This is a genomic window from Bradyrhizobium sp. AUGA SZCCT0160 (assembly GCF_018130105.1).
Lineage (GTDB): Bacteria > Pseudomonadota > Alphaproteobacteria > Rhizobiales > Xanthobacteraceae > Bradyrhizobium.
The window spans coordinates 141955-163210 of sequence record NZ_JAFCMD010000011.1 but is presented as its reverse complement, the minus strand read 5'-3'; the positions used below and the strand labels follow the sequence as shown (position 1 = coordinate 163210).

The window sequence follows — 21256 nt, the reverse complement described above, 5'->3', positions numbered from 1 at the left end:
AAGCGCCGCCCGATGACAGGCTCCGCGAAGCAATCCATGTTTCGGCTTGCGGCGCTATGGATGCTTCGTCCGCTTCGCTCCCTTGCACAAACGCTTCGCGTTTGTTGCAGGCAATGACGATAGATAGAGGTTGAGAATGAAAATCTTCTGCACAGGCGCGTCCGGTTATATCGGCGGATCGGTGGCGGCTCATCTCGTGGCCGCCGGACATCAGGTCACCGGCCTGGTTCGTTCCCCGGAAAAGGCCGATGCGGTGCGCGCCCGCGGCATCGAGCCGTTATCGGGAACGCTGGATGACGCAGAAATCCTGGCGCAGGCGGCGCGCGCCGCCGACATCGTCATCAATGCGGCCAGTGCTGATCACAAGGGCGTCGTAGATGCCCTGCTTGGCGCGCTGGCCGGAAGCGGCAAGCCGTTCATCCATACCTCGGGTTCGAGCATCATCGGCACACAGTCCAGGGGCCAGCGCTCCGATGCGGTGTTCGATGAAGACACGCCGTTTACGCCATCGCCTGCGCGTGCGGCGCGGGTCGCGCTGAACGAATTGATCCTGTCCTATCGCGACAAGGGCTGCCGTCCCGTCATCATTTGCCCGAGCCTGATCTACGGCATCGGCCATGGGGCGGGACGCGACAGCGTGCAGGTACCTTTCCTGATAAAGCTCGCGAAAAAACGCGGCAACGCGGCCCATGCCGGTCCCGGCGAGAATATCTGGTCGAACGTTCATATCGACGATCTCGTGACGCTCTATGCGCTCGCGATCGAGAAGGCGCCAGCCGGCGCGTTCTACTTCGCCGAGAATGGCGAGGATTCGATGCGCGAGGTTTGCGAAGCCATCAACCGCATGCTGGGTTTTGCTGGACCGCCATCGGCAATGTCGATGGAAGAGGCGGTCGCCGAATGGGGCGAGGGCACGGCTGAAAACACGATGGCATCCAACAGCCGCGTGCGTGCGGTGCGGGCACGGCAGCTCGGCTGGAAGCCGCAGGCGCGCAGCCTGATCGAGGAGATCGAGCAAGGCTGTTATCGGTAGCAGGCAACCCGGCGTGGATCGGAGGGTGAGTTCGAATGGTACCAACTATCCAGCCAGACCAAGAACCGATCGCGGTCGGCGAAGGTGCGTTCGCCGTGCCGCAAGCGCATCGGTCGGCGGTGCTGGAGGGGCTGGAACAGGCCGAACTCGGAGAGTTCGCGAGCGATGAGGAGATGGCCGCACTTTGGGAGAGGTGTGGTCTGTGAACTATAGCTCTGTCGTCCCTGCGAACGCAGGGACCCATAGCCACCAGCGATAATTGTTTTGCAGGCTGGTCGCTATCTTCCTCTTTCAGCAACAGAGGCCGCGGCGTATGGGTCCCTGCGTTCGCAGGGACGACATCCGTTATGAGGAGCCGGCATCGCCCCGCACCCCGTCCCACCACGCGCACGTGCCGGACATCAGCTGGTAATTGCCTTCCATCACCTGCACCGGCGCGCGCAGGCCCTCGGTGGCGGCTTGCATCCGCATCTGGCGCGCGGTCTCGCGGTCTTTCGGCGGCAGCCAGACCCGTTCATGTCCCCACAGGCTCGGGCCATGATGCATTTCGACCGGCTGCCATGTCGAAGGATCGATCTCGCGGCCGCCCCAGCCGCATTCGATCATGAAGGACGACGGTGTCCTGGCGTAGAACGAGGTCATGAAATCGTTGGTGTGGCGGCCGAGCGTGACGCCGACGCGGTCGGGCTGCATCATCGCGATGTCGTAGGATTGCCCGACATCGTCGAGCGAGAACAATTCCACCATCAGATGATGCATGCCGTTCCTGCCGGTCTCGATCAGCGCCAGGCTGTGATGCCGCGCGTTGACGTGAAAGAAATAGGCGCGGAACGGCTTTTCGATGTAGTCGGAAAGCCCGAAGCCGAGCACGTCGACATAGAACGCCATCATCGGATCGATGTGCTCGACGGTCAGCACGGCATGTCCGAGGCCGAGCGGACCGGTGCGAAAGCCCGAGATCGAGCGGCCCGGACTGAACGGCGTCTCGTCGATCTCGGCGCCGTAAAACGCCTCGAGCCGGTTGCCGCCGGGATCGCGAAACGAGATCAGGCCGCGCACGCGCCGGGCATCGGCCAGCGTCTGCGGCTCGACCGTGACGGTGATGCCGGCTTGTTCGAGCCGGGCGGCGAGCTGGTCCAACGCCGCCGCGTCGGCGACTTCCCAGCCGAAGAAGCGCGCGCCTTCGCCCATCGCGCGGTCGATGACGATGCGCTGCTTGCGGTCGTCCATCCGGAAGGCGAGCAGCGAGTTGCCGCGCTCGACCGCCTGCAGGCCGACCAGGGAGGTCCCGAACTGGCGCCAGTCCTCCAGCGCATCCGATCCGAAGCCCGCGTATCCCAGACCCAGCAATGCCATCCCTTGCCTCCGCCTGCCTGTTGTTTTCGGGCGTTGTTGCCGCCGCCGCTTGGGCCGGATGCTACGCGGATTTTGGCCGTTTCAAACCCCAAAAGATAGCCGGCTGGGCAGGCCAGGGCGCCGGGGCCTCCCTTGACATCGCTCGCGGCGGATGGTGATTAAGCGACATGAGCACCGCCGTCCGCCCATCCCGTCTTTGGTGGCGCACCTCTTAAAGAGGTGGCCGGTGCGATTTCATTTTAACAATCGTCGAAGGTCGCCATCGCAGTGCGACCGGCGGTTTGTTTATTTGCCCTTCGTTTGTCCTGTGTGGCGTTCCCTCACCAAGTTTCGTAAGAGGATCACATGAACAGGACCGTCTTCTCCCTGCCCGAGCACAGCGAATACCGGACCGCCACTGGTCTTGCGATCTCGCGCACCGTCGAGCAATTTTCCGGCGACGCCAAGCGGCTCGATGACCTGATCGACCTGCTCGACCGCCGCCGTGGCGTGGTGCTGTCTTCGGGCACCACGGTGCCGGGCCGCTACGAGAGCTTTGACCTCGGTTTTTCCGATCCGCCGCTGGTGCTGGAAACCGAGGGCGCGAATTTCGCGCTCAGCGCGCTGAACGGGCGCGGCGAGGTGCTGATCGCCTTTCTCGGCGAGGTCCTGCGCGAACCTTGCGTCGTCGTCACCGAGCAGAGCGCGTCGCGTCTCGCCGGCCATATCATCCGGGGCCCCGCGCCTGTCGATGAAGACCAGCGCACCCGACGCGCCAGCGTGATGTCGCTGGTGCGCGATCTGGTGGCGAGCTTCACCGCCAATGACGATCCGCTGCTCGGCCTTTTCGGCGCCTTCGCCTACGACCTCGTATTTCAGATCGAGGACCTCGTGCAGAAGCGCGCGCGCGAGGCCGACCAGCGCGACATCGTGCTGTATGTGCCGGATCGCCTGCTCGCCTATGACCGCGCCACCGGCCGTGGCGTGGTGCTGAGTTACGATTTCGCCTGGAACGGCAGATCCACCGCCGGCCTGCCGCGCGACACCGCCGAGAGCGTCTACACCAAGACGCCGCGGCAGGGTTTTGCCGATCACGCGCCCGGCGAATACCAGGCGACGGTTGAGACCGCACGCGCCGCATTCGCGCGCGGCGATCTGTTCGAGGCGGTGCCCGGGCAGTTATTCGCCGAGCCGTGCGAGCGTTCGCCCGCCGAAGTGTTCCAGCGGCTCTGCCGCATCAACCCGTCGCCCTATGGCGCGTTGATGAATCTCGGCGAGGGCGAGTTTCTCGTCGCGGCCTCGCCGGAAATGTTCGTGCGCTCCGACGGACGGCGGGTCGAGACCTGCCCGATCTCGGGCACCATCGCGCGCGGTGTCGACGCGATCGGCGATGCCGAGCAAATCCGGCAATTGCTGAATTCGGAAAAAGACGAATTCGAGCTCAACATGTGCACCGACGTCGACCGCAACGACAAGGCGCGCGTCTGCGTCCCCGGCACCATCAAGGTGCTGGCGCGGCGCCAGATCGAGACCTACTCAAAGCTGTTCCACACCGTCGACCATGTCGAAGGCATTTTGCGCCCCGGCTTCGACTCGCTTGATGCGTTCATGACCCACGCCTGGGCGGTGACGGTGACGGGTGCGCCGAAATTATGGGCGATGCAGTTCGTCGAGGACAATGAGCGCTCGTCCCGGCGCTGGTATGCCGGCGCCATTGGCGCTGTGAATTTCGACGGCAGCATCAACACCGGGCTTACCATCCGCACCATCCGGATGAAGGATGGGCTCGCCGAAGTGCGCGTCGGCGCGACCTGTCTGTTCGATTCAGATCCCGCCGCCGAAGACCGGGAATGCCAGGTCAAGGCGGCCGCCCTGTTCCAGGCGCTGCGCGGCGATCCGCCGAAGCCGCTGTCGGCGTTCGCGCCTGACGCGACCGGCTCGGGCAAGAAGGTGCTGTTGATCGATCACGACGACAGCTTCGTGCACATGCTGGCGGATTATTTCCGGCAGGTCGGCGCGTCCGTGACCGTGGTCCGGCATGTTCATGCGCAGCAGATGCTAAACCAGAAAAACTGGGATCTGCTGGTGCTGTCGCCGGGTCCCGGCCGGCCCGAGGATTTCGGGATCTCGAAAACCATAGGAACGGCGCTGGAGAAGAAGCTGCCGATCTTCGGCGTCTGCCTCGGCGTGCAGGCAATTGGCGAATATTTCGGCGGCCAGCTCGGGCAACTCGGCCAGCCCGCGCACGGCCGGCCGTCGCGGGTCCAGGTGCGGGGCGGGCGGCTGATGCAGAACCTGCCCAATGAGATCGTGATCGGCCGTTATCACTCGCTCTATGTCGAGCGCGACAGCGTTCCCGACGTGTTGCAGGTCACCGCAACCACCGAGGATGGGGTTGCGATGGCGATCGAACACAAGACCCTGCCGGTCGGCGGCGTGCAGTTTCATCCGGAATCGCTGATGTCGCTCGGCGGCGAGGTGGGTTTGCGTATTGTCGAGAACGCGTTCCGGCTGCATGTTACGAATTGAACGGGGACGTCATTGCGAGGAGCACTTGCGACGAAGCAATCCACCCCTTGGCGGCCATGGATTGCTTCGCGGAGCCTGTCATCCGGCGGCGCTGCGCGCCGACCGGGTGGCTCGCAATGACGAAGAGGAAAAGAGAAACCGATGACGTTTGAACATGACCTGAAGGCCACCGTCCGCACTATTCCGGATTACCCGAAGAAGGGCATCCTGTTCCGCGACATCACCACGCTGCTCGCGGATGCGCGCGCGTTCCGCCGTTCGGTCGATGAACTGGTGCAGCCCTGGGCCGGCAGCAAGATCGACAAGGTCGCCGGCATCGAGGCGAGGGGATTCATCCTCGGCGGCGCGGTGGCGCATCAGGTCTCCGCCGGCTTCGTGCCGATCCGCAAGAAAGGCAAGCTGCCGCACACCACCGTGCGGATCGCTTATTCGCTGGAATACGGCCTCGATGAAATGGAGATGCATGCCGACGCCGTGCAGCCCGGCGAGCGGGTCATCCTGGTCGACGATCTCATCGCCACCGGCGGCACCGCGGAAGGCGCGGTGAAGCTGCTGCGCCAGATCGGCGCCAATGTGGTCGCGGCCTGTTTCATCGTCGACCTGCCTGATCTGGGCGGCGCCGACAAGCTGCGGGCGATGGACGTGCCGGTACGAACACTGATGGCGTTCGAAGGGCATTGATGCGCAATTGCGCATCTGAGCGATCGCAGGGACGACACTTGATTAAACCGCCTGGGCGCCGAGTTGCGTGCGCCAGTGCTTCAGACGCTCTTTCAACAGCGCGTCCCTGATGTAGAACGTCTCTTCCTCTTCCAACCGCTCGCATTCCGCGAAGGTCAGATTTTCGGGCCCATGCGTGGTCCATGCCGCCTGCAGGCTGCGGCAGGTGTGGCTGCCCTGGCGCAGCGAAAACCAGATCCGGTTCTGGATCTTTTCGAGGTCAGGGGCCTGACCGACCCATTGCTCGGCCGAGGCCTTGCTGCGGATCACGAAAATCCCCGCGATGGTCTTCCGCTCCTTGTAGGCGGCGATGGCGGCTTTTCTGTCTGATGTCACCGGAGGCCTTGGGCGGGTTGCTGTCGGGGAAGGCGATAGCAGCCAGGTGAGATCAGGTCAATATTACCCGGGTAATATTGTCGAGGCCGGCCTCACGACCGCTGCAGAATCAGGCTGAGTTCCAGCTCCCGAAAACTGGTGTAATTCCTGCGGATCCATTGATGCAGTTCGGTCGAGGAATCCTTTTCCTGGCGCAGATAGCCCGTGAAGGAGAAGGTCAGCCGGTCGATATAGGTCTTCAGGAACACCGGCAGCGCCGATATCCGGAGCACGCGTCCCCGTTCCATCGCGGCGGGCAATTCGCCGCGCACCACGTGCTCATTGTCGATCGCGATCAGCGCATTCGCGGGAATTTGCTGCTTCAGCATGTGGTAGGCGGTGGCCGAGGCGCGGTCGGTATCGGCCACGAACAGGATCACCGGCGCGACGCCGCGGCGCACGGCTTCCTTCATGAAGCCGATCTCATCGATCATCTTGAAGAACTCGTCGAAGGCGTGGAAACCGAGGTCGATGACCTTGGCGACGCTGTCATTGACGATCAGGCGGTCCATCAGCTGCATCTTGCCGAAGGTGTCGATGACGTCGGCCGTCTCGGTGGTGCGCGGCAGATATTCCAGCAGCGAGGGCTCCTTCAGATTGATGTCGAAGGAGATCACCGTGCCGTTCTTCAGCAGCAGGAATTCGCTGAGCAGCCGCGCGATCAGCGTCTTGCCGACCAGCGGGCGGGGCGAGCAGATGATGTAGACGGACGTGGGGCTCATCACGCGCTATATCAGGCGATTTTTCCGCCTAATCCAGCCCCATCGCGCACCTTGCGCGATTATTTTTCGCCGCTGCGGGTGCTCGATTTGCCGCTGCCGCCGCCGACCAGGTCGGTCAGCTTGATGCGGTCGAACTCGCTCCAGACATTGGCGAGCCAGTGCCGGACATAGCCGCGGAGCACGAACGAATAGTTCGCGGCTTCGTCGCTGGTGCCCTTGTTGGCGACGAATTTGAGGAACGGCACCGAGGAAACCTCGACCTGCTCATAGGCCATTTCGTTGAGCTTGGGGATCGTGAGCTCGGTGGCATCCTTGATGCGGTGGAAATAGGAATTGTAGGTCGCCTGGTCCCACTGGAAGAACTGGGTGTCGTTGATGAAGTTCTTCACCAGGTAATATTTGGCGCCCTGCATGAAATTGGCGGTCTCGGCGATTTCGTCCAGCGAGGCGATCGAGGGTCCCAGGATATGGAACACGGCAAAGGTAATCTGGCCGGCCTTGGCGGCATCGAGAAAGCCGATGTCGCGGAGTGAGGCCAGCGCCGGCGACAGCAGTCCGGCGCGCACGTCGATCACGGTCACCGAGGTTCCGGCATTGAGCGTGTCGAAGATCTTCATCTGGTCCGCGGTCGTCGTCATATCGACGATCTGGGTGATGTCGGGGTGGAAGCGCTTCAGCGTGCCGCGCGGCGACTCGGTGTCGAACGCCCGGGTCGGGACGTTATTGGCGCTGAAATAATCCAGCAGCGTTCGCGACACGGTCGTCTTGCCGACCCCGCCCTTGTCCGCGCCGACCACAATCACGACTGGCTTTGCCATGGAATTTCCTACTACGCGCCCCCGATCGCGGGAGCGATCGGTAGGTCCCCATATACCTGTTTGGGCGCGAACATGGCAGAAACAAGGGAGAATTCAATTCCTGGAGCCCGCACCGGCGTTATTCGTAGGTAATTCGTTAATGTCGCCGTACCGAGGCTCAGCTGTGCCGGCCCCAGGGTCCCCAGCGAGAACCCTGTCGTGTCGATTGCGGCAGGCCCGCGGGTGCTGCGGCATCGCTCCACGGACCGTGAGGGACCGGGGGCGGCAGCTGATCCGCCGACTGCGGTTCCGCCTGATTCTCCGGCTCGTCGTCGGCCTCGTCAGGCAGGGCCAGCGGGCCGGGATCGCGGCCGCCGGCGTACTGCACCAGCGCTTTGACCCGCGACTCCACAGACGGATGGGTCGCGAACAGATCGGCAAATCCCTCGCGGGGATTGTCGAAGCACAGTTCCATCACCGCCGAGGTGGCGCCGGGAAGCTCGCCCCGATTTTCGATCTTGCGCAGCGCCGTGATCATGGCGTCCGGGTTCTTGGTCAGTTCGACCGAGCCGGCGTCGGCCAGCAATTCGCGCGACCGCGACAGCGCCAGTTTGACCACCTGCGACAGCAGCCAGGCCAGCAGGATCAGCACAACCGCGATAATGACGACGATGATCGCACCACCGCCGGAGCTCTTGTTGTCGCTGTCCGAGGACGAAGAGGACGATGAACGCGAGGACGAGGATGACCACGATCCGCCGGACGAATTCCACGACAAATTGGTGAACATCCGGAAGAACAATTCGCCGAAGAAGCCGACCACGCCGGCGATGATGACCGCGATCACCATCAGCTGCACGTCGCCGTTGCGGATATGGGTCAGCTCATGGCCCAGCACCGCCTCGATCTCCTGATCGTTGAGCGTCCTCAGCAGCCCTGTGGTGACGGTGATGGCGTATTGCCGGCGGTTGAGGCCGCTCGCGAATGCGTTCAGCGCCGGGCTGTCCATCACCTTCAGCTTCGGCATCGGAAGGCCGCGCGAGATGCAGAGGTTTTCCAGGAGATTATAGAGCCGCGGCTGCTGCTTTCGCGTCACGTCCTCGCCGCCGGTGACGGCGTCGATCATGTTCTGGTGGAAGAAATAGGCGATCACGATCCAGAGCGCGGCGATGCCTGTCGCATAGGGAAAGGCCGTGACCAGATCGCGCGCTGCGGCCCGCAAATAATAATCGACCGAGCGGTCGCTGCGGATCACGACTTCGGCGAGCAGCGCGCCGGCATAGACCAGCACGTAGATTAGCAGGAACAGGCCGGCGAGCAGCAGCATCGAACGGAACTTGTTCGATACGATATGCGTGTAGAGCCCGTACGCGGCCATGATGTGCTGCTTCTCGCTGGAATGTCGCGGCCGTTAGAACTTTACGGTCGGCACGACCTCGACTTCGGTGCGGCTGGCGCCGAGATCGAAGAATTCCTTTTTGGTGAAGCCGAACATGCCGGCGAACAGCGCGGCGGGCAGCTGCTGGATGCCGGTGTTGTATTCCTGGACCGCGTTGTTGAAGAAGCGGCGGCTCGAGGCGATCTTGTTTTCGAGGTCGGACAGTTCGCCGGCGAGCTGCTGGAAATTGGCGTTGGCCTTGAGGTCCGGATAGGCCTCCGACAGCGCGATCAGGCGGCCGAGCGCGCCGCTCAGCTGGTTCTCGGCGGCGCCGATCTGCGCCGGCCCCTGCGCCGACATCGCGGAGTTGCGGGCCTTGATGACGTCGTCGAGCGTGCCGCGCTCGTGGCTGGCGTAGCCCTTTACGGTCTCGACCAGGTTCGGAATCAGGTCGTGGCGCTGCTTGAGCTGCACGTCGATGTCGGCAAAAGCTTGGCTGACACGCTGGCTCAGCGCGACCAGGCGGTTATACGCGCCGATGGCGAACAACACGAGAATGACAATGACGCCGATAACGATCCAGCTCGTCGACATGGCAGGCAACTCCTGATGAGGCGAAGAAAGTGTGGAACCTAGACGAAAACCGGGGCGTGCGGCAGCCCGCCGCGACGTGGGGGCTTCGTTTAGTCGAAACGAGCGATGGATAAGTTCAAGCTTTCGTCGTCTCGGCGAAGGCCGGGACCCATACGCTGCGGCCTTTCGTTGGAGCACTCTGACCAACGCTTAACGATTAGCGCCGGGGGCTATGGGTCCCGGCCTTCGCCGGGACGACCCGTTTGCTCCGCCACCGCATCGCCCCAGCGCCAGCGACGGGCAACGGCGTAATCCGCCTTGGCGCGCCGGGGCGTCCGGCTGATGACGAGACCGCCCGGGGTGCAGAGCTTGGCCATGACTTCGACCTTGGAGATGGCCGGCTGCGACAACACCCGGACCGGGCGCTCCGCTAACGGCGCGCGCGTCAGCGCCACATAGGCGAACCGTTCGTCTTCGTATGGCAGCTCGGCGCCCTTGACCTGCTTGTGCGCGCGCGAGCGTTGCAGGCGTTGGGTGAAATGGCACCAGTCCGGTGCTTGAAGCGGACATGTTCCGTCGTGCGGGCAGGGGGCGGCGACATGCGCGCCGGCCGCGATCAAGCGCTCGCGCAGCGCGATGATCCGCGCATAGCCCGCCGGCGTGCCGGGCTCGACCACCAGCAGCGTGTCGCGGGTCTTTTCCCACATCAGCATGGCGAGTGCACCTTGTTCGGCGGCGCTGAGTTCGCCGATCATGTAGCTGGCGACGACGAGGTCGGCGGCATCAGCCTTGATCAGGGCGTTGCGGGCTTCGCCCCGCTCGTAATGGAGTTCGCGCAGGCGAAAACTCTCGCTGACGAGATCGAGCGCCAGCTTGCGCAACGCGTCGTTGGCGTCGAGCAGGGTAAAGCCTCGCAGCGAGGCAAATGCTTCCGCCGCCGCCCAGCTCGCCGTGCCCGGTCCGGCACCGATGTCGAGCAGGGTTTTGGGCGCAAAGTCCGGCCGGGCGTCGCAGAGCGCATTCAGGCTTGCTGTGACCGCGGCATAGGTCGCGGGCATCCGCGCCAGCGCATAGGCCAGTGCGTCGGTCTCGGATCGGATCGTGCCGGAGCCGCCGCCGTCGCGGTAATTTTTCGAGATCGACGCCGAGCGTTCCGCCGCGTCATTGCGCGAAAAACCGCGCAGCTTGGCGTCAAGCGCGGCTTTCAGTTCGGCGGGGAGGTCGGGTGAGGTCATCTCTGCTTGTCATGCCCGCGAAGGCGGGCATCCAGTACGCCGGGACGGCTGCGATAATCAGGGGCAGCGCGGCGTACTGGATCATCCGCTTTCGCGGATGATGACATCATTGGGTGTCGCGGCGAAAGCGCAATCTCACGCCACGTGCTGGTCGAGGATCTTCACGGCATCGTCGAGGCCGACCGAGACCAGTTGCGAGACGCCGCGTTCGGCCATGGTGACGCCGAACAGCCGGTTCATCCGCGCCATCGTGATCGGATTATGCGTGATGATGATGAAGCGGGTTTCGGTCGAGGACGTCATTTCATGCAAGAGGTTGCAGAACCGCTCGACGTTGTGGTCGTCGAGCGGCGCGTCGACTTCGTCCAGCACGCAGATCGGCGACGGGTTGGTGAGGAACACCGCGAAGATGAGAGCCAGCGCGGTCAGCGCCTGCTCGCCACCCGACAGCAGTGAGAGCGTCTGCGGCTTCTTGCCGGGCGGTTTGGCGATGATTTCGAGGCCGGCTTCCAGCGGATCTTCGCTCTCGATCAGGTGCAAGGCGGCTTCACCGCCACCGAACAATTCGGTGAACAGCCGCTTGAAGTGCTCGTTGACGGTTTCGAACGAGGTCAGGAGCCGTTCGCGCGCCTCCTTGTTGAGGCTCTGGATGCCCTGGCGCAGCCGCTTGATGGCTTCCACCAGGTCGTCGCGTTCGGTGGTCAATGCCGTGTGCTGGGTCTCGACTTCACGCAGTTCTTCCTCGGCGCGCAGATTGACCGCGCCGAGCCGCTCGCGGTCGCGGCGCAGCTTTTCGAGGTTTTCCTCGATCTCGGCGAGCGGCGGCAATTCCGCGCCCGGCTCGATCTCGGCGAGACCAGCCACGGCATGCGGCTCGACCTCGAGCATGTCGTGGATTTCGCGCTCAATGTCGGAGAGACGGCGCCTGGTGCCGTCCATGCGTTCCTCGGCGCGGGCGCACGCCTCGCGGGCGCTGGAGAGCGCTTCCAGCGAAGCCTTTGCCTCGCGGTCGGTCTCCGCCATCACGCTCTCGGCGGCGGCCAGCGCATCCGCGGCGACGCGGCGCGCGCTTTCGGCGGACTCGATCTCGCTGATCAGCGCGCGGCGCTTCTGGGCGAACAGCGCCGGAGCGTCTTCGAGCTCGGCACGCTCTGCGGTCACTTCGGTGACGCGGGCTTCGATGGTCGAGACTTGCGAGGCCGCGCTTTGCTTGCGGTTCTGCCATTCGGTGCGCTCGGCGAGGATCGCCTGCACACGGCGGTCGGCCAGTTCAGCCTCGCGCGCCAGCGCCTGCGCTTCGGCACGCACTTGGGCTGCGAAGCGGCGATGGCCCTCGATGTCGGTGCGAACCGTGGAGAGCCTGGTTTCGGTCTCGAGGCTCGGCGGCAGCTCGGCCAGCGCCGCATTGGCGTTCTCGTGCGCGGCGTCAGCTTCGGCGCGGTCGGCGGCGAGGCGAGTATGGGCTTCCGTCAGCGTCGCTTTGCGTGCGGCGTGGCGGTTGATTTCGCGCTCGGTTGCGGCATGGCGTTCGCGCGCGGCATCGGCCTCGCGCTGCGCGGCACGCCAGGCGTCACGGGCGGCAGACTCGGCGCCCGATGCCGCCTTCAATTCGCTCTCGGCGCCTTCCAGCGCCTGCCGCTTGGCGGCAGCATCTGCGCGGGCCTGCTCCAGTTCGTTCTCGATATCGACCAGGCGGGCGCGTTCGGCGAGACGCCGTGCGGCGCCGGTCGGGGCGTGGGCGGCGGCAACAAAGCCGTCCCAGCGCCAGACGTCGCCTTCCAGCGACACCAGCCGCTGGCCGGTCTTGAGTTGAGACACCAGTTCCGCGCCGCGCTCCTTGGCAACGACGCCGATCTGCGCCAGACGCCGCGCCAGTTCGGTCGGGGCTTCGACATGGGCGGCAAGCGCTTCGACGCCCGCGGGCAACGCCGGATCGTCGAAGGTTGCGCCCGCATTGGTCCAGCGCATCGGCGCGGAGGGATCGATCGGCGCATCGAGGTCGTCGCCGAGCACGGCGCCGATCGCCTTCTCGTAGCCCTTGGTGACGGTGACGCCATCGATGATCGGCGGCCACAAATTCTTGGTCTCGCCATTGACCAGCTTCGAGATCGTGCGCGCTTCGGTCTCCAGCCGTTGCACGCGCTTGTCGGCTTCCGCCAGCGGCGAACGGGACGCTTCCAGCCGTGCGCGCGCCGCGACATGGCCGGCCTCGTTGGCCTGCGCCGCGGCTTCGGAAGCGGCCAGCGTTTCCTGCGCGGTCTCCATCGCGCCGGCAAGCGCGTCGAGGTCGCCGAGATTGCCGGTTTCCTGCGCGAGCTTTTGCTCCTCGCTCTGGACGTTGGCGATTTCCTGGTCGAGCCGCGCGAGGCGGTCGCGATGGGTGCGCACGCCAGCCTCGAGTTGATTGCGTTTGGCGGTGAGATCGGCCAGCACCGTCGTCAGTTCCGAGAACATGCGCTCGGCGGCGGCGAGCGTCGCTTCCGCTTCGGAGACGCGTTCATCGACGCCGCTGCGCTTCTCGACGCGCGACTTGATCTCTTCCTTGATTTCCGAATCTTCGGTGTCGAGCCGCTGCAATGCGACTTCGGCATCGGAGGTCTGCTGCTGTTCGCGCGCGATGTCGGCGGTGAACTGGGTCAGGCGGCGGTCGAGTTCGGCGACGCGCTCTTTCGCGCGCTCTTCCTCGCGGTCGAGCAACTCGCGCGCATTGGTGAGGCGTTGCAGTCCGGCCGCGGCGCGGGCTTCGCCGTCGCGCAGCGCCGGCAGTTCGGAGGCGCGGATCGCCTGGATACGGGCCGCTTCGGCCTGTTCACGGGTCCGTTCAGCCATCTCGCGCACGTTGAGGTCATGGGTGCGGGCCGCTTCCGCCACGTCGGTATTGGCTTCGAGCCAGCGCAGGTGGAACAATGTAGCCTCGGCCTTGCGCACCTTGGCGGCGACTTCACGGAATCGGATCGCTTGGCGCGCCTGCTTCTTCAACCCGTCGACCTGGCCGGAGAGCTGGCCGATCACGTCCTCGACGCGGGTGAGGTTGGTCTCAGCCGCTCGCAGCCGCAATTCGGCTTCATGGCGGCGGGCGTGCAGCCCGGCGACGCCGGCGGCATCTTCCAGCACGCGGCGGCGCTGTTCGGGCTTGGCCTGGATGATTTCGCCGATCTTGCCCTGGTGGACCAGCGCCGGCGAACGCGCGCCGGTGGCGGCATCCGCAAACAGGATCTGCACGTCGCGGGCGCGGACGTCGCGGCCGTTGATGCGATAGACCGAGCCCGCTTCGCGTTCGATGCGTCGGGAAATTTCCAGAATCTCGCGGTCGTTCATTGCCGCCGGCGCCGAACGATCGGCATTGTCGATCGTCATCACCACTTCGGCGTGGTTGCGCGCCGGACGGTTGCCGGAACCGGCGAAGATCACCGCATCCATATCGGCGGCGCGCAGCGATTTGTGCGAGGTCTCGCCCATCGCCCAGCGCAGTGCCTCGACCAGATTGGATTTGCCGCAGCCGTTCGGCCCGACCACACCGGTGAGACCCGGCTCGATCATGAAGTCGGTGGGTTCAACGAACGACTTGAAACCATGAAGACGGAGGCGCGTGAGTTTCATGAACACGATTCTCTGTTGGCCGGGCGCGAATCTCCCTGCCGTGACAATACCATAGAAGGCAATGTCGGTGTGTGGACGAGTCGCGCGTTGCGGCTCTTATGGCCTGCGACAATGGCGAGGCCGGGGCCGAAGGGCAACGGGACGGAGGGCTTTTCCCAAGCCTTTTGTCGAGGTTTTTGCAGGGCTTACGGGCCCGTACGAATCCGGTGGACGAATCAGGTTTTCAACAGGGATTTGATGTTCCTGGCGCGCTCTGCGCGCCGGTCAGCTCTTCAGCATCGCGTTGATGCGCTTGCTGAACTCTTCGAAGCTCTGCTCGCCCTTGATCATCTCGCCATTGATGAAGAAGGTCGGCGTCGACTGCACCTTCAGCACCTCGGCGGCGTATTTCTGGTCGGCGGCGATCTTGTCGAGCAGCTTCTGGTCCTTGAGGCAGTCTTCCACCGCCGCTTGCGTGAGGCCGGCCTGCCTGCCGATCCGGATCAGCGTCTCGGTGGTGTTCTTCAACACCCAGTCGTTCTGCTGCTTGAACAGCAGGTCGACGACCGCGAAATATTTCGGCGCGTCGTCCTTGGCGATGCAGCGCGCCAGCATCGAACCGGCGGCGGCCTTGATGTCGAGCGGGAATTCGCGGAACACGAAACGGATCTTGCCGCTGTCGATGAATTCCGACTTGATCTTGGGGAAAACGTTTTCGGTGAACGCTGCGCAATGCGAGCAGGACATCGAGGCGTATTCGGTGATGGTGACCGAGGCATTCGCCGGGCCGAGCGCCATGTCCGGCAGCGACTGCGGCTTGGCGACGTCGGCGGCGGCGCCCTGTGCCAGCGCGTCATTGATCAGCCGCAGCGGCGAGAAGCCGGCGAGGGCGGCAAGCCCGGTCAGCGAAAGGGCGGCGGTGAAGGCGCGGCGCGTGATGATCAAGGTCAGCTCCCGATTGGCGCGTTCACGCCCGAAGAAGTAGGAAAAACGTGCCTTCGCGTAGCTTGAAACGATAATTGTGGCAATGGCAGGTTGCCGCGGCGCAGGCGCACGGCGGGCTCAATTTCGCTTGATCGAGGCACCGAGCCGCGCCAGCGCGTCGCGCAATTCCTCGTCCTCCACCGAGGACAGGGTTTTGGCGATCTCGGCGACCGCCTTCGGGTCCGGCGCGCGGGACGGTTTTGGCCGGTCCCGGCGCGACAGCGGCGCCTGTCGCAGCGCCAGCCGTCCGACCGCGCTCCAGCCGAAGAAGCGGTTGACCCGTTCCAGGATGACATCCGAGGAATGCTGGATTTCGAGCGCCATCGGACCCTCGACCCGCAGCACCAGGGTGGCCGGCTCCTGCGGCTGGCCCTCGACCGGCCGCGGCCATTGCATCTTCAGGGGCTCGGAATGGGCCGCGATCTCGCGGCCTGCGATCTCGGCCCAGCGCGTCACCAGTTCGCGCGCGGCGAACCCCTGCTTGGCATAGGCGTCGGAAAACACATCGCCGAGCAGGACGGAAAGCGGTTTTGCGGAGATCGGGCCGGGTTTTGCCATGGGGGCTTATAGCACCACTAGCGGGCGGTGGCAGTCGGTATCATGCCGCGCGCGGGCGGATCGCCTTGAGGTCACGGTCGATCTCCCGCCGCCGGTGCATCAGGTCGTAGTCCATCTGCAGCCCGAGAAAGAATCCTTCCGATAGGCCAAAATAGCGCGCGAGCCTGAGATCGGTGTCAGCGGTGATGTCGCGCTTGCCCAACACGATCTCGTTGATGCGGCGAGGGGCGACGTGGACGGCGCGCGCCAAGCCGTTCTGGCTCAAACCCATCGGCTTGAGGAACTCTTCGAGTAAAATTTCGCCGGGGTGCGGATTGCGCTTTGCCATGGGGGCTTTTAGCACGGCGCGGCTCTCGGCAGGAACCGCTACACCGTCATGGCCGGGTATAGCCGTCTGAACGACGGCGTCGCTTCCGCTCGCCTATGCCCGGCCATCCACGCCTTGGACCATCAAGAAGGTCTTGGACCATCAAGAAGAAAGACGTGGATGCCCGCGACAAGCGCGGGCATGACGTGGAGAGATTGGTGTCCAGCCGTTAGAGTGTTCGCATGAATTCATTTGCAGCAGCCAAGATCAAACCACGCGATGCGCCCAAGGCAACTCCGGGCTGCCCCGCGCTGCTGCTTGATTGGTACGACCGCCATCGCCGCGTGCTGCCGTGGCGGCCGCTGGCGGGGGAGCGCGCGGATCCCTACCGGGTCTGGCTCTCCGAGATCATGCTGCAGCAGACCGGCGTCAAAACGGTCGGGCCGTATTTCCTTAAGTTCGTGACGCGCTGGCCCGATGTGACGGCGCTTGGCCAAGCCTCGCTCGACGACGTGCTGCGGATGTGGGCCGGGCTCGGCTACTATTCACGGGCGCGCAATCTGCACGCCTGCGCGGTCGCGGTGCTGCGCGATCATGGCGGGGTGTTTCCGGATACCGAGGAGGGCCTGCGCGCACTGCCGGGGATCGGGCCGTACACGGCGGCGGCGATCTCGGCGATTGCGTTCGACATCAGAACCATGCCGGTCGACGGCAATATCGAGCGCGTGGTGTCGCGGCTGTTTGCGGTCGAGGAACCGCTGCCGCAGGCCAAACCGTTGATCCGGCAGCTCGCGGCAACGTTGCTGGGTCCATCTCGCGCCGGGGACAGCGCGCAGGCTCTGATGGACCTCGGCTCCTCGATCTGCACACCGAAGAAGCCGACTTGCGTGCTGTGTCCGCTGAATGATGATTGCCTCGCACTCACGCGCGGCGACCAGGAAACCTTTCCACGCAAGGCGCCGAAGAAATCCGGCCCGCTGCGCCGGGGCGCGGCCTTCGTCGTCACGCGGGGCGATGAACTGCTGGTCCGCACCCGCGCGGCAAAGGGCCTGCTCGGCGGCATGACCGAAGTGCCGGGCTCGGACTGGCTCGCCGGACAGGGCGACAAGGCGGCCCTGGCGCAGGCGCCGGCGCTCAAGGGCATCGCCAAATGGCATCGCAAGGTGGGCGTGGTGACGCACGTCTTCACGCATTTTCCGCTGGAGCTCGTGATCTACACGGCGAAGGTGGCCGCACGGACGCGTGCGCCCGAGGGCATGCGCTGGGTGCCGATCGCGACGCTCGCCGGCGAAGCGTTGCCCAATGTGATGCGCAAGGCGATCGCGCACGGGCTGGATCTCTAAGGAACGGTGTTATCTTTATTTGACGCGTTTCCTTCACGCGAACCGGGTACCCACTTCGCTCGAAAACGCTATGGCTGCTGACACCATGCTGTCAGCAGGCCTCGGCTACAACGCTGCGATCAGGAGGTTCCCATGATCGCAACCGCGCTCGACCATCTCACGCCCCCGCCATCCTCAAAGTTGCTCGGCTGGCACCTGCTCGATGCACGCCCCGAGAAAGGCTGGGTCCGGATCGGCTTCGACGGCCGCAAGGATTTCTGCAACCCGGCCGGCTTCGTGCAGGGCGGCATTCTCTCGGCGATGCTTGACGACACCATGGGGCCGGCGGTGTTCGCGATGACCGACGGAAAACTCTACACCGCAACCATCACCATGACCGTGAATTTTCTAACCCCGGCCAAGCCGGGCAAGATTGTTGGTGAAGCGACCGTGACGCAGCTTGGCAAGACCATCGCGTTCGTCGAGGGCAGGCTGATGTCCGAAGACGGCACCGTCTTGGCAACGGCCACCACCAGCGCGCGGCTGGTCGAGACGGCGAAACTATCAGGTCGTTAGCGCCCCAGCTGCACGATCGGCGGCTTGGCGTTGAGGCCTTCGACCTGGAAACCGGCGACGCGCTTGTAGTTGGCGGCGATGTCTTGCAGCTCTTGCAGCGACAGCACGTCGGTGACGACCTCATAGCCGTCGGGGGCGCGTTCCTCGACCATCTGCATCACCTGTTCCGGCCCGTTGCGCCGGTTCAGCATCACAAGGTCAGTGGTCGCGGGCCGGCGCTCGGCCTCATAGGCTGCGAGCGCGGCGTTGGTCGGGCCGTGCGCCAGGATTTCGCGGGTGATGACGCGGGCATCCAAAATCGCCTGCGAGGCGCCGTTGGAGCCGATCGGGTACATCGGATGCGCGGCGTCGCCCATCAGGGTGACGCGGCCGAAGGTCCATTGCGGGATCGGATCGCGGTCGACCAGCGGATATTCGTACGCATGCGGGCAATCGCGGATCAGGCCGGGCACGTCGAGCCAGTCGAACTTCCAGTCCTTGAACCAGGGCAGGAATTCGTCGAGGTTTGCGGTCCGGTTATAGTCCTCGCGGCGCCACTGATAGGTCGGCGGCATGTGCCGCTCGGCCACCCAGTTGATGCTAGATTTGCCTGACGCGTCGGGCGCCTTCGAAATCGGATAGCAGACGAATTTCAGGATTTCATGACCGGCCATGATCATGGTGCGGCCGGACAGGAAGGCGTCCGACGTGGTGATGCCGCGCCACAGGATGCGGCCGTTCCAGATCGGCGGGCCTTCCTGCGGATAAAGCTTTTCGCGGATCGCCGAGTGAATGCCGTCGGCGGCGATCAGCAACACGCCGTCCTGGTGGCCGGCAGCTTTTCCGGTCGCCTTGTCGATGAACTCGGCGCGGACGCCATCGGCGCTTTCTGTCCAGCCGGTGAGATGATGGCTGGTGAGAATGTTCTCTTTTCCGAGCCGTTCGGTTGCCGCATCGAGCAGGATCTGCTGCAGCGTGCCGCGGTGGATCGAGAATTGCGGCCATTTGTAACCGGCTTCCACGCCGCGTGGCTCGCTCCAGATCGGTTTGCCGTGCTTGGAAAAATACGCCAGTTCCTTGGTGCGGACCGCGGCCGCGTCGAGCCGGTCGTGCAGGCCAAGCTCGATCAGCTCGCGCACCGCGTGCGGCAGCACGTTGATACCGACGCCGAGCGGCCGCAGTTCGGGCACGCTTTCGAAGACGCGTGCGGGAACGCCGATCTGATGCAAGCTGAGCGCCAGCGTCAGCCCACCAATGCCGCCGCCGGCGATGAGTACGGTCATGTCTACGCCCCTGTTAGATCAAGGGCGTCATGACATGAGGGGCGGCAGGGGGCAACTGCGAAAAGCCGGCAGATATTCCCCCGAGATCTTACGGCAGCGGGGGCGGCGCGCCGAAAAAGCCGATGTTCTTGACCAGTCGGCCATCGGGGCCGACCTCGCCAAAATCGATCGAGATGTCGCCGCAGCTGCCGTCCGCGCGCACCAGGCGCCAGAGGATGCGGAACACGTTGTGGTGCACATCGATGCCGCTCATGAATGCCAGCCGCGCGCCCGGCCGCGACGCCTGCATCGCGGCGATGTGGCGGGCGAGTTCGTCCCGCCCCGTCAGCGAGACCCTGGGATCGAGATAGACGCCGCCGTCGCTCCAGCATTGCGCGAGCAACGCCTGCCGTGCGGCAGCCTCCGGCTCGTTCCATGCCGCCATGTACTGCGTCACGACTTGCTTGATTGCGTTGCCGTCCATGATGCTCTCCGCACGATCAAATCCATGCCCAACTCTCGCAAGGGGTTGTCGGCTTGTCACTTACATCCGAGGTAATTGCCGTTCTGATCTGATGGTCTAGATTGCGGCACATGGGCACACCAGTACTGGGTTTACAGGATACCACGGCCGGGCATTTCAGCAGCCTGCTGAAGCACTGGCGCAGCGTGCGCCGTCTCACCCAGATCGAGCTGGCAAGCGATGCCAACGTGTCGGCGCGGCATCTGTGCTTTCTGGAAACCGGCCGGTCGCAGCCGAGCCGCGAGATGGTGCAACTGCTCGGCAGCGCGCTCGATCTGCCGCTCGAGGAGCGCAATGCTCTGCATGTCGCGGCGGGCTTCGTGCCGCCCTATGGCGACAAGGGGCTGGCGGCTGAAAATCTGCAGCCGGTGCAGCAGGCGCTCGATTTCATGCTGCGGCAGCAGGAACCTTATCCGGGGATCGTGGTCGACGGACACTGGGACGTTCGGATGCGCAACCAGGGGTCCGCGCGCCTGCTCAAGCCGTTTCGCGATTCGTACCAGATGGAAGCCGGCGTTGCCGACAACGCCATGCACGTCGTTTTCCATCCAAAAGGCCTGCGGCAGTTCATCGTGAACTGGGAGGAGTTCGCCGGCCAGATGATCCAGATCCTGCACCGCGACGTCGCGCAGGGCAGCCGCGCCGCCGTCCGGCTGTTCGACGAGATCATGGCCTATCCCGGGCTGCCGGCCGAATGGCGCCTTCCGCGCCATTCGCACGCCAGTTCGCCCGTGATGATCATGCAACTCGCCAAAGATGATTTCCGGCTCGCGTTCTTTTCCACCTTTACGATGCTCGCGATGCCGACGGACGCGGCGCTGCAACAGATCAAGATCGAATGCTTTTTTCCGGCTGATGACGCCACCGCAGAGATGGCGCGCACGATGGCGCTCTGACAAAACCAGAGGAGATGACGATGCAACTCGCTACACGTAAGGATCAATCCGCCGAGACAATGGACGAATTGCGCGCGTTGAACGCCCGCTTCATCCATAATTTCGTCACCAACGATGTCGCCTCGCACGACGCCATCCTGCACCCCGCCTTCATCAGCATCTGGCCGACCGGCAAGCGCTGGGATCGGGCGACCTATCTGAAATACTGGGCGACCGCCTTCGATCCGAAGCTGATCCCGTACTGGGACGTCCGCGACGAACTCATCACCGTCATCGGCGATGTCGCGCTGGTGCGCTCCACCAACAAGGCCACCCGTCGCAGCGACGGCAACGAAGTGACCGGGATGACCATGTACACCGACACCTACCTGTTCGAGAACGGCGCGTGGAAATGCATCCAGGCCCAGATCCAGGCGGTGGCGCCCGAGTTTTATCCCGCCGACGACACCATCGTCAGCGTCTATATCGAGGGAAAGCTGCAGCCCCGCGCGGCGTGAGTCCCACTCAGGGTTCGCCTGGGATAGACGGCGCAGCAATGCGCCGCTAACCTGAGGCATCACCCGTGAGGATCAA

21 protein-coding genes are annotated in these 21256 nt (G+C 64.4%); 8 read left to right on the top strand and 13 right to left on the bottom strand.

Annotated elements, in window-relative coordinates; translation table 11 throughout:
- Window positions 1–136: 136 nt before the first annotated feature.
- Window positions 137–1033: an NAD-dependent epimerase/dehydratase family protein gene (locus JQ558_RS19265; protein WP_212294573.1), complete on the top strand. Its 897-nt coding sequence runs from the start codon at window positions 137–139 to the stop codon at window positions 1031–1033.
- A 35-nt stretch (window positions 1034–1068) separates the two neighbouring features.
- Window positions 1069–1239 (top strand): hypothetical protein, encoded by a 171-nt coding sequence (locus JQ558_RS19260; RefSeq protein WP_212294572.1) that lies wholly within the window; start codon window positions 1069–1071, stop codon window positions 1237–1239.
- 139 nt (window positions 1240–1378) lie between these two features.
- Here JQ558_RS19260 and JQ558_RS19255 read toward each other — a convergent pair whose 3' ends face one another.
- Window positions 1379–2389, bottom strand: coding sequence for a VOC family protein (locus tag JQ558_RS19255; RefSeq protein ID WP_212294571.1), 1011 nt, complete (start codon window positions 2387–2389; stop codon window positions 1379–1381).
- A 345-nt stretch (window positions 2390–2734) separates the two neighbouring features.
- Between JQ558_RS19255 and JQ558_RS19250 the strand changes: the two genes are divergently transcribed.
- Both JQ558_RS19250 and JQ558_RS19245 read left to right on the top strand, forming a co-directional pair.
- The gene (locus JQ558_RS19250; RefSeq protein WP_212294570.1) at window positions 2735–4897 is read left to right on the top strand and encodes an anthranilate synthase component I; all 2163 of its coding nucleotides are present in this window, start codon (window positions 2735–2737) and stop codon (window positions 4895–4897) included.
- A 141-nt stretch (window positions 4898–5038) separates the two neighbouring features.
- Window positions 5039–5578: an adenine phosphoribosyltransferase gene (locus JQ558_RS19245; protein ID WP_212294569.1), complete on the top strand. Its 540-nt coding sequence runs from the start codon at window positions 5039–5041 to the stop codon at window positions 5576–5578.
- Window positions 5579–5620: 42 nt separating this feature from the next.
- Here JQ558_RS19245 and JQ558_RS19240 read toward each other — a convergent pair whose 3' ends face one another.
- The 10 genes from JQ558_RS19240 to JQ558_RS19195 all read right to left on the bottom strand — a co-directional run bounded on the left by JQ558_RS19240 (window position 5621) and on the right by JQ558_RS19195 (window position 16146).
- Complete coding sequence (locus JQ558_RS19240; RefSeq protein ID WP_212274018.1) at window positions 5621–5953, bottom strand: GIY-YIG nuclease family protein; 333 nt, start codon at window positions 5951–5953, stop codon at window positions 5621–5623.
- Between the two features lie 92 nt (window positions 5954–6045).
- Window positions 6046–6714, bottom strand: a complete 669-nt coding sequence (locus JQ558_RS19235) for a hypothetical protein (RefSeq protein ID WP_212033234.1) — start codon at window positions 6712–6714, stop codon at window positions 6046–6048.
- A gap of 59 nt (window positions 6715–6773) precedes the next feature.
- A complete protein-coding gene (locus JQ558_RS19230) occupies window positions 6774–7532 on the bottom strand; it encodes a hypothetical protein (protein WP_212209277.1) in 759 nt (252 codons plus the stop codon).
- A gap of 157 nt (window positions 7533–7689) precedes the next feature.
- Window positions 7690–8889 carry a M48 family metallopeptidase gene (locus JQ558_RS19225; RefSeq protein WP_212294568.1) on the bottom strand — a complete coding sequence of 400 codons (1200 nt, stop codon included), beginning with the start codon at window positions 8887–8889 and terminating at the stop codon, window positions 7690–7692.
- A 33-nt stretch (window positions 8890–8922) separates the two neighbouring features.
- Window positions 8923–9483, bottom strand: a complete 561-nt coding sequence (locus tag JQ558_RS19220; protein ID WP_212209282.1) for a LemA family protein — start codon at window positions 9481–9483, stop codon at window positions 8923–8925.
- A gap of 209 nt (window positions 9484–9692) precedes the next feature.
- Window positions 9693–10697, bottom strand: coding sequence for a small ribosomal subunit Rsm22 family protein (locus JQ558_RS19215; protein ID WP_212294567.1), 1005 nt, complete (start codon window positions 10695–10697; stop codon window positions 9693–9695).
- Between the two features lie 135 nt (window positions 10698–10832).
- Window positions 10833–14297: a chromosome segregation protein SMC gene (gene smc / locus JQ558_RS19210; protein WP_212294566.1), complete on the bottom strand. Its 3465-nt coding sequence runs from the start codon at window positions 14295–14297 to the stop codon at window positions 10833–10835.
- A gap of 264 nt (window positions 14298–14561) precedes the next feature.
- On the bottom strand, window positions 14562–15221 hold the full coding sequence (locus tag JQ558_RS19205; RefSeq protein ID WP_212294565.1) for a DsbA family protein: 660 nt from the start codon (window positions 15219–15221) through the stop codon (window positions 14562–14564).
- A gap of 117 nt (window positions 15222–15338) precedes the next feature.
- Window positions 15339–15818 (bottom strand): DUF721 domain-containing protein, encoded by a 480-nt coding sequence (locus tag JQ558_RS19200; protein WP_212294564.1) that lies wholly within the window; start codon window positions 15816–15818, stop codon window positions 15339–15341.
- A gap of 40 nt (window positions 15819–15858) precedes the next feature.
- A complete protein-coding gene (locus JQ558_RS19195; RefSeq protein WP_212211069.1) occupies window positions 15859–16146 on the bottom strand; it encodes a HigA family addiction module antitoxin in 288 nt (95 codons plus the stop codon).
- Between the two features lie 221 nt (window positions 16147–16367).
- Between JQ558_RS19195 and mutY the strand changes: the two genes are divergently transcribed.
- Complete coding sequence (gene mutY / locus JQ558_RS19190) at window positions 16368–17468, top strand: A/G-specific adenine glycosylase (RefSeq protein ID WP_212294563.1); 1101 nt, start codon at window positions 16368–16370, stop codon at window positions 17466–17468.
- A 132-nt stretch (window positions 17469–17600) separates the two neighbouring features.
- Window positions 17601–18023, top strand: a complete 423-nt coding sequence (locus tag JQ558_RS19185) for a PaaI family thioesterase (RefSeq protein ID WP_212211042.1) — start codon at window positions 17601–17603, stop codon at window positions 18021–18023.
- Here JQ558_RS19185 and JQ558_RS19180 read toward each other — a convergent pair.
- Window positions 18020–19285: a flavin-dependent oxidoreductase gene (locus JQ558_RS19180; protein WP_212294562.1), complete on the bottom strand. Its 1266-nt coding sequence runs from the start codon at window positions 19283–19285 to the stop codon at window positions 18020–18022. The genes JQ558_RS19185 and JQ558_RS19180 overlap by 4 nt on opposite strands.
- A gap of 88 nt (window positions 19286–19373) precedes the next feature.
- Window positions 19374–19748: a nuclear transport factor 2 family protein gene (locus JQ558_RS19175; RefSeq protein WP_212294561.1), complete on the bottom strand. Its 375-nt coding sequence runs from the start codon at window positions 19746–19748 to the stop codon at window positions 19374–19376.
- A gap of 110 nt (window positions 19749–19858) precedes the next feature.
- On the opposite strand from JQ558_RS19175, the gene JQ558_RS19170 reads away from it, so the two are divergent.
- Window positions 19859–20683, top strand: a complete 825-nt coding sequence (locus tag JQ558_RS19170) for a helix-turn-helix domain-containing protein (RefSeq protein ID WP_212294560.1) — start codon at window positions 19859–19861, stop codon at window positions 20681–20683.
- 20 nt (window positions 20684–20703) lie between these two features.
- Window positions 20704–21180 carry a nuclear transport factor 2 family protein gene (locus JQ558_RS19165; protein WP_212274035.1) on the top strand — a complete coding sequence of 159 codons (477 nt, stop codon included), beginning with the start codon at window positions 20704–20706 and terminating at the stop codon, window positions 21178–21180.
- Window positions 21181–21256: the final 76 nt, after the last annotated feature.